Consider the following 7,910-nt stretch of genomic DNA (forward strand, 5'->3'; position numbering starts at 1 on the left):
GGCGACACCCTGCCGCGTCGAGTGATCGGCCCGCACAGCATCGCCAGCTTCACCACCGAATATCGCGCCTTCCTCTTCAATATCTGGGGCACGTTCCATTGGGTCGGCGTGGAGGGTGTCGAGGATCCCTGGATCAACCAGGATCCGGGTTGGGTCGACGGCTTCGGTTACGACGAGGAAGGCGCCAGGATCGATCCCCGCAAACGCGACGGTCTGTACGTGGGCCCCTCACGCGGACATATCGACAACGACAAGGCAAGCGAGGTCGGCATGGCACGCGCCTACGGCTACGGCGCCACGATGGGTGCCTGGTGCACCGACTACCTCGCCTATTGGGCCGGCCATGAGGGCATGGTCCGGCATACCAAGGCCGACTTCCGTGCGCCCGCCTTCGAAGGTGATGCGACGTACTTCGACGCCGAAATCATCGGCAAGGAAACCGACTCGATCTGGGGCGTACCGCTCGTGCAGATCAAGCTGCGCCTCACCAGCCAGGACGGTTCCGTGCTGGTGTCCTGCACCGCCGAGGTCGAGCTGCCGTACTGACGGCGCCGAAAAACGACAGGGAGTCAGCTATGAGTACCGAGACCAAGACGAACGCCGAGGCCGAGCGGTCCGTCTCGATCGTGTCGGGACCGCCGCTCAGCGCCGAACCAGGCCTCGGATCCCTTACGCTGCCCGGCTTCCTGCGTGAGGTCACCGAGATGTACGGCGACCGCGAAGCGCTCGTCATGCACACCCCCGAAGGCGTCACCCGCTGGACCTACACGGATCTGTGGGAGCGCTCGATCGAGGTGGCGCGAGCGCTGCGCGGAGCCGGGCTGGGTAAGGACGGCCGCGTGGGCGTGCTGATGACGAACCGCGCCGAGTGGCTGTCGGCGGTATTCGGCACAACTCTCGCGGGGGGTGTGGCCGTCACCCTCAGTACGTTCTCTACCCCGGCGGAGCTGGACTTCATGCTCGAGGTCTCCGGCGTCTCGGTGCTGCTGTTCGAGCACAAGGTGCTGAACAAAGACCTTGCAGCGGCCCTGACCGAGCTGGAGCCACGAATCGGCACGGCAGCACCGGGTGCGCTGCAATCGACGCAGTACCCCTTTCTGCGCCGACTCGCCATGGTCGGGGACGGCCCGGGTGTCGGGGCGATCGAGACCTGGGACGACTTCCTTGCGCGGGGTCATACCCAACCGCGTGAGTTGATCGAGGCGTCCGCTGCGGCGGTGCTCCCCAGTGATGCTGCTGTGCTGTTCTTTTCATCCGGCTCGACGAGCAAGCCGAAGGGCATCCTCAGCGCACATCGCGGCGTCGCCATACAGATGTGGCGCTTCCGGCGGATGTACCACTTCGGCCCGGATGACAACATCCGCTGCTGGACGGCGAACGGTTTCTTCTGGTCCGGGAACTTCGCCATGGCACTGGGCAACACCTTGGCCAGCGGTGGCTCCCTCGTACTGCAACCCACTTTCGACGCCGCGGGAGCGCTCGACCTCATCGAGACGGAGCGGGTGAACTTTCCCTTCGCCTGGCCGCACCAGTGGGCGCAGCTCGAATCCGCGCCCAACTGGAGCAATGCGGATTTGAGCAGCTTGCGGTTCGTCGATTTCAACACCCCGGTGGCCCGCCACCCCACGGTGACGGCCACATGGTTCGAACCCACCCATGCCTATGGAAACACTGAAACATTCACGATAACCACGTGTTTCCCCGCCAACACTCCCGACGAGGTGGCCGGCGGAAGCAGCGGTGAAGCACTGCCGGGCGTGACGCTCAAGATCGTCGATCCCCACACCGGCATCGTCGTTCCGGTCGGCGAGCGCGGGGAGATCTGTGTCAAGGGCCCCACCCTCATGCTCGGTTATATCGGCACACCGCTCACCGAGACGCTCGACGAAGAGGGGTTCTTTCACACCGGCGACGGCGGCTACGTCGACGACAGCGGCCGACTCTTCTGGGAAGGCCGCCTCACCGACATCATCAAGACCGGTGGTGCGAACGTCTCACCGCTGGAGGTCGACGAGGCCCTGGTCGCCCATCCCGGCGTCAAGGTCACCCGCACCGTCGGCATCCCACACGACACACTCGGCGAAGTCGTTGTCGCCTGCATCGTGCCGCACAAACGGGATGGCCTCGACGCAGAGCAGATCCGCGCGTACCTCCGGGAAAGACTGGCCAGCTACAAGGTTCCGCGCCAAGTGCTGTTCTTCCACGACGACGAGATCGTGCTCACGGGCACTGCAAAGATCAAGACCGGTGAGATTCGCGAACTGGCCATCAAACGGTTACAGGCATAGCCGCACGTCCGAGACCGCATCCCAGATCAGGCCCGCCGGACCCGGCGGGCCTGATCTGCATTCCTGTCGTCAGTCTCGCTTCTACTGCACTGCAACCACGTACCGCTCGGCCAAGAGCCTCCGGTGCTGCGCGGGCGAGCCGAAAAGTGAACGGTTGAGCGTGGCGCGCTTGAGATAGACGTGGATGCCACTTTCCCACGTGTAGCCCATTCCCCCGTGGAGTTGCATCGCCTTACCAGCAACATCGACGGCCGCGGCGCAGGCGTAGGACTTCGCCATCGACGCGGCGACGGCAGCATTCGGATCGTCCTCGGCCTGGCTTCGCACGGCCGCTGCGACCAATTTCCGGGACACCGTCACCTGGACGAGCATGTCCGCGCACGCGTGCTTCACAGCTTGGAAGGAACCGATCTTGCGTCCGAACTGTTCGCGTACACCGGCGTAGGTCACGGTGGCGTCGAGCATGGCCTCGCTCAGCCCCAAGCTGTCGCAGGCGACAGCGACAGCGGCTCGATCGCGCAGGCGCTGGAAGGCATGCTGCGGATCACCGTGGAACTGCCACAACGACTCCGGGCGCACCTCGACACCGTCGGCGATGACACGACCGAAGCAGCGGGTGGCATCGAGGACCGGTTGTTCCGTTACGGTCAGTCCGACCGTTCGAGGATCGACGGCCACGACGACGGGTGTTCCCTCCGGATCGAGGGCCGGCAGGAGGAGTCGGTCGGCGGCAGGTGCGTCGAGCACGAAGGTCGCTGCGCCCTGCACAGTGAGCCCGACCGGAGTTCGCGTGATGCGGAAGGGCCTCTCCGACGGGGTCTCGCCCGCCAGCGCAACGACCGGAACGGCCGCGCCCGACACGGTATGGCCGAGCAGTTGATCCCTCCCCTGGCACGGCTCCAGCAGGTTCAGCGCGCCGAGCCCGAGGACGCCGACCGCCGGGTACGGGCCCGGCGCGGCCGCACGTCCGATTTCTCGGAGTATCACGGCAACCTCGGCGAAGGTCGCGTCCGCACCGTCGAACCTTGCCGGCGCCTCGAGGCCCAGCCACCCGGACCTGGCGATCAGCGTCCAGTCGACGGCGGTGTGCGCTGCGTTCCTCGCGAGTAGATCGCGTGCTACGACGCGTAATTCGTCGTGGAACTCGGTGAGGTCACCGACGTGGGACATCAGTTCGCCCGTGCTTCGTGGGGAAAGACGGGTTCGCGGGGAAGGCCCAGTCCCCGCTCCCCGATGATGGTTCGCTGGATTTCGCTCGTTCCACCCGGAATGGTCCACTCCCACGAGCCGATGAAGTCGAGAACCCAGCTCCCCGATTCCCATCCGCTCGACAGCGGCTTGCGCAAATCGGTGTGGGCGGCGAGCCCCGCCACCTCGGCGCCGAAGTCCGTCATCCGTTGCAGCAGTTCGCTGTAATACAACTTCACGATCGACGCGTCGGCCGGGCCGGGGTGGTCACCGGCCGCGAACTCCGCGCAGAGGGCGCGCAGGCCGGTGAGCTCGATCTCCAGCACCGCGAGCTGGTCGGCCACTCGTGGATCGTCGAGCGGCGGCGGCCCACAGGGTCCTGGCCGCGCACACAGCTCGACGAGCCGGCGAAACCCACCGTTCCCCAGCCGCTCGGCCAGTTCCAGCATGGTCATGCCGCGTTCGGCGCCGAGCGTCTCCTGCGCCACCCGCCAGCCTTCGTTTTCTGGTCCGACGAGAGCGGTGACCGGGATCGCGACGTCGCTGAGGAAAATCTCGCAGAAGTGTGATTCGCCGGTCGCCTGGCGTATCGGGCGGACGTCGATGCCGGGTGACCGCATGTCCATCAGGAAATAGGAGATTCCGCGCCGCTTGGGTGCGTCGGGGTCGGTGCGGGCCAGTAGCAGACACCAGTCGGCGTGCATCGCGCCGCTGGCCCACAACTTCTGTCCGTTGACGATGTAGACGTCGCGTTCCTTGCGGGCGGTCGTCTTCAGTGCGGCCATGTCCGATCCTGCGCCCGGCTCCGAAAAGCCCTGGCACCAGATCTCGCCGTCCAGGATCGCCGGGAGATGCCGCTTCTGCTGTTCGGCAGTGCCTGCGGCGAGCAGGGTGGACGCTGCGTGGTGGATCGACACGAACGGCAGGACCAGCCGGGGAGCGTCGTGGCCGGCGAGCTCCTGATACAGCACGATCTGTTCGGCGACGGACATGCCGCCGCCCCACTCCTTCGGCCAGTGCGGTACGGCGAAACCGGCGGTGCGAAGCTCCTGGAACCAGTCCTTCTGGAAGTGGACGAAGGCCTCGTTCGAGACGCCCGTCTGCGCGTGCCGCCATTCTGCGGGGATGTGCCCGCGGCACCAATCCCGCACATCGGCCCGGAACTCGTGCAGGGCTGGGGTCTGAGTTGTCACCGGCTGCGCTCCCTGAGCGCGAGCAACCGTTCCCGATGTTCGGCGGACTGCATGGTCACGACTTCGGCAGCGAAGCCGGCCTGCATCGGACCACCGAGTGCCTGGGACAGATACATGTTGACGACGCGCTTGGTGCTTCGCAGCGCCTCCCCCGGCTGTGCGGCCAAGCGGTCGGCGAGGCGCCGGGCCTCACCCGCGAGGTCGTCCGGCGCGGTGATACGACTGGCGAGTCCCAGTTCGACCGCGGTGGATGCGGAGATGCGGTCGCCGGTGTACAGGTACTCCCGAGATCTCAGGATCGGGGTGAGCAGCGGCCAGAATGCGGCACCTCCGTCACCGGCCGCCAGGCCGACGGCGACGTGCGGATCTGCCAGGTGCGCTTTCTCGGACATGAGAACAATGTCGCACAGCACCGCCACGCTGCAGCCCAGACCGACTGCCGGACCGTTGACTGCGGCGATCACCGGCAATGGGAACCGCAGCATCTCGTCGATGATCTGGGCGCCCTCGCGGATGCTCTCGTCCCGAGCGATCGGATCGTCGAGGAACGAGGTGATCCAGTCGAGATCCCCGCCGGCACTGAACGCTCTACCTGCCCCGGTGAGGATTACCACCGCAGCCCCGGGGTCGGCGGCCAGCTGCCGCCAGACGTTGGCAAACGCCCAGTGCAGGTCTTTGTTGACGGCATTCAGCTCGGCAGGCCGATTGATGACAACCGTACGGATGGGTCCATCGCATTCGACGAGCAGCTCGTCGGGTAGATCGTATTTCATGGCATTACTCGTTCGGGGGCGTCGCTGAACAGACCGGTCAGGCCCCGACGGCCCACGCGCTGCGTCAAGGTGTCACGGGTTGTGGACGGGCCCAGCGGCAGCCGCCGAATCGGCAGACTGTATCGCGAGAGCCACGACAGGGTGGTCTCGTCGCAGAAGCCGGTGGCGCCGTGCAACTGATGCGCGACGCGGAACACGATCTCGGCCGCCTCGAGGGCCGCCAGCCGCAGCGCGAGTGCGTCGTCGAGCGCATCGCCGTTTCCGGTCTGAATACTCCACAAGGCGTACTTGGCAAGCACTTCGACGCCGCTGCGCTCCACCTCCGCATCGGTGAGCTGGAACTGCACGCTCTGCAGCCGTGCGAGAGGGCTACCGAATTGTTCGCGCATGAGCACGTGCGCCCGTGTGAGGTCGATCGCCCGGTCGAGTAACCCGAGGAGTGTCCAGCACGGCAGGACCAGGCCGAGCGCCACATCCTTGACGCCGTTGTCGTCGATCGGCTGCAGGTCGAGTTGGGCAACAAACGCCGACACGCGCTGGGACACACTCGGCTCGCGGGCCACTGCGATGCTGCGAGAACCGTCCAATGTCACTGCTGCCCAACGGAGATCAAGGCAGGCCACGGGTCCGGAGGGCCTGAAATCGGCGACCACCACCAGGCCGTCGACGTCCAGGTCCGTCGGTGCTGCCAGGCGTTCGGCGACCGGATAGGGTACGGCCCAATAGCCCGCGCCACGGCACAAGGCAGCGGCTGCTTCGAGCTCGTCGGTATCGCCGCGGGGGTTGAGATCCCACGCGCCGAGCTCGCCGAGGACGGGTGCCAGGATGCTCTCCCGGAGACTCGGTTTCTGTTCGACCAGTTGAACCAGTTTGTCTCCGCCCGCCGCCTCGAACGCTCGAACCGCCTGTCTCCCGTACTCGCTCGCTTCGTCGCACAAATCGATGATCATGAGGCGGCCAGCAGAGATCGTGCCAGCAGTATCCGCTGCATCTCGATGCTCCCGGATGCGACGGTCGCGGCCTGTGAGTAGCGCCAGTGATCCTCCACCGCATAGCGGAACCGTTCGGCCTCTTCGTTGTTCACTTCGCCGCCCGGACTCACCTCGGTCGGCGGAGCGTATGCGGCGATCTCGACAAGTACCTCGGCGCTGTCCTGATCGAGTGTGGTGACCGCAATCCGGTACGCCGCTGCGTCTGCCGGTTCTACCCTGCCTTCACTCTGTAGCGACACCACCTTGTAGGCAAGCAGCCGGGCGCGCCGGCAGTGCGTGAGCATCCGTGTCCACCGTCCTCGAAGTTCTGCCGGAAGTTCGTCCCACCGGTCGCCGAGCACCGACGGTGCAGCCTGCAACAGACGCTCGCAGCGCGCGTAACGAGCGATGCCTACACGTTCGTATGCCAGGACTTCCTGTACCACCGACCATCCCTCGTCGACAGTGCCCAGTACGTCCGCTTCGGTGACCCTGACATTGTTGAAGAAGACTTCGTTGAGGTGGTGCGGTCCCAACATGGCCCGGATGGGCCGGACCTCGATGGCCGGGTCGGACATCGGCACCAGAAAAACTGTCAGGCCTTGCTGCTTCTTCGGACCCGTTGAAGTCCTTGCCAACAGGAAGCACCACTGCGCCATCGTGGCGTAGGAGGTCCAGATCTTCTGCCCTGATATGAGCCAGCCGTCTCCGTCGCGCCGGGCAGCCGTGCGCAACGAGGCCAGGTCGGAACCGGAGTTGGGCTCGCTGAATCCCTGGCACCAGATCATGTCGCCGTGTGCGATCGGCGGAAGATGCTTGCTCTGTTGCTCAGGGGTGCCGTGCCGCATGATCGTCGGGCCCACCCAGTTGACCCCCATGTACTGCGCGCCTCGTGGTTCGTGGTGCGCCCACATCTCCTCACGGACCACGGCCTGTTCCCAGATCGAGGCACCGCGGCCGCCGAATTCCTCGGGCCAGGCAAGGCACAGGAGGCCCTTGTCGGCGAGAAGACGGCAGAACTGTTGAGCGGTGTCGAGATCGGCTGGGTCATCGGTGAACGCCCCGCGGAAGTCTGCAGGGACGCGCTCCTTCACCAGCCAGCGCAGCTCACCTCGCAACGCCGTCGCAGCCTCACTCATCGTGAAGTCCATGCCCCGGACATTACTTCAATCATAATAAGGATAGCAATACTTGAATGGTCGGGTCGGGGAGGTTAAACTTTCGAACATGATCAAAAGGCGGCCCGAGTGACCACAGCCAGCAACGGGCGGGTGACTGCCACCGGACGGGGACGGGTTCCGCAGCGTCGCATCGCCGAGACGGTAGCCGCCGAAATACGCGACCACATTCTCGCCGACGACGACTACCGGCTGCCAACTCAGGAGCAACTGGTGAGGGACTTCGGTGTCAGCTATCCCTCGATCCGTGAGGCGCTCCGCATTCTGGAGACCGAGGGCTTGGTCACGGTGCGTCGTGGCAACGTCGGGGGTGCTGATG

7 protein-coding genes and 1 pseudogene are annotated in these 7,910 nt (G+C 65.6%); 3 read left to right on the plus strand and 5 right to left on the minus strand.

Annotated features, from left to right (window positions below; all coding sequences use genetic code 11):
- Nucleotides 1–546: pseudogene (locus tag WAW17_RS00425) on the plus strand (acyl dehydratase); the annotation flags it as partial.
- Between the two features lie 29 nt (nucleotides 547–575).
- Nucleotides 576–2,288, plus strand: coding sequence for a class I adenylate-forming enzyme family protein (locus tag WAW17_RS00430; RefSeq protein WP_422331061.1), 1,713 nt, complete (start codon nucleotides 576–578; stop codon nucleotides 2,286–2,288).
- A gap of 81 nt (nucleotides 2,289–2,369) precedes the next feature.
- Here WAW17_RS00430 and WAW17_RS00435 read toward each other — a convergent pair whose 3' ends face one another.
- Genes WAW17_RS00435 through WAW17_RS00455 form a run of 5 tightly spaced genes read right to left on the minus strand, consistent with a single transcriptional unit; the run spans nucleotide 2,370 to nucleotide 7,552 of the window.
- On the minus strand, nucleotides 2,370–3,458 hold the full coding sequence (locus WAW17_RS00435; protein ID WP_422331062.1) for an acyl-CoA dehydrogenase family protein: 1,089 nt from the start codon (nucleotides 3,456–3,458) through the stop codon (nucleotides 2,370–2,372).
- Nucleotides 3,458–4,669: an acyl-CoA dehydrogenase family protein gene (locus tag WAW17_RS00440; protein ID WP_422331063.1), complete on the minus strand. Its 1,212-nt coding sequence runs from the start codon at nucleotides 4,667–4,669 to the stop codon at nucleotides 3,458–3,460. Before WAW17_RS00440 ends, WAW17_RS00435 begins: the two co-directional genes overlap by 1 nt.
- Nucleotides 4,666–5,442, minus strand: a complete 777-nt coding sequence (locus WAW17_RS00445; RefSeq protein WP_422331064.1) for an enoyl-CoA hydratase/isomerase family protein — start codon at nucleotides 5,440–5,442, stop codon at nucleotides 4,666–4,668. The genes WAW17_RS00440 and WAW17_RS00445 overlap by 4 nt, the downstream gene beginning before the upstream one ends.
- Nucleotides 5,439–6,392, minus strand: a complete 954-nt coding sequence (locus WAW17_RS00450) for an acyl-CoA dehydrogenase family protein (RefSeq protein ID WP_422331065.1) — start codon at nucleotides 6,390–6,392, stop codon at nucleotides 5,439–5,441. The genes WAW17_RS00445 and WAW17_RS00450 overlap by 4 nt, the downstream gene beginning before the upstream one ends.
- Nucleotides 6,389–7,552, minus strand: coding sequence for an acyl-CoA dehydrogenase family protein (locus tag WAW17_RS00455; RefSeq protein WP_422331066.1), 1,164 nt, complete (start codon nucleotides 7,550–7,552; stop codon nucleotides 6,389–6,391). Before WAW17_RS00455 ends, WAW17_RS00450 begins: the two co-directional genes overlap by 4 nt.
- 132 nt (nucleotides 7,553–7,684) lie before the next feature.
- Between WAW17_RS00455 and WAW17_RS00460 the strand changes: the two genes are divergently transcribed.
- Nucleotides 7,685–7,910 (plus strand): FadR/GntR family transcriptional regulator (locus tag WAW17_RS00460; protein ID WP_422331067.1); only part of this gene is annotated, 226 nt, incomplete at its 3' end.

This window comes from Rhodococcus sp. (in: high G+C Gram-positive bacteria) (genome assembly GCF_049286785.1).
Taxonomy (GTDB): Bacteria; Actinomycetota; Actinomycetes; order Mycobacteriales; family Mycobacteriaceae; genus Rhodococcus_F.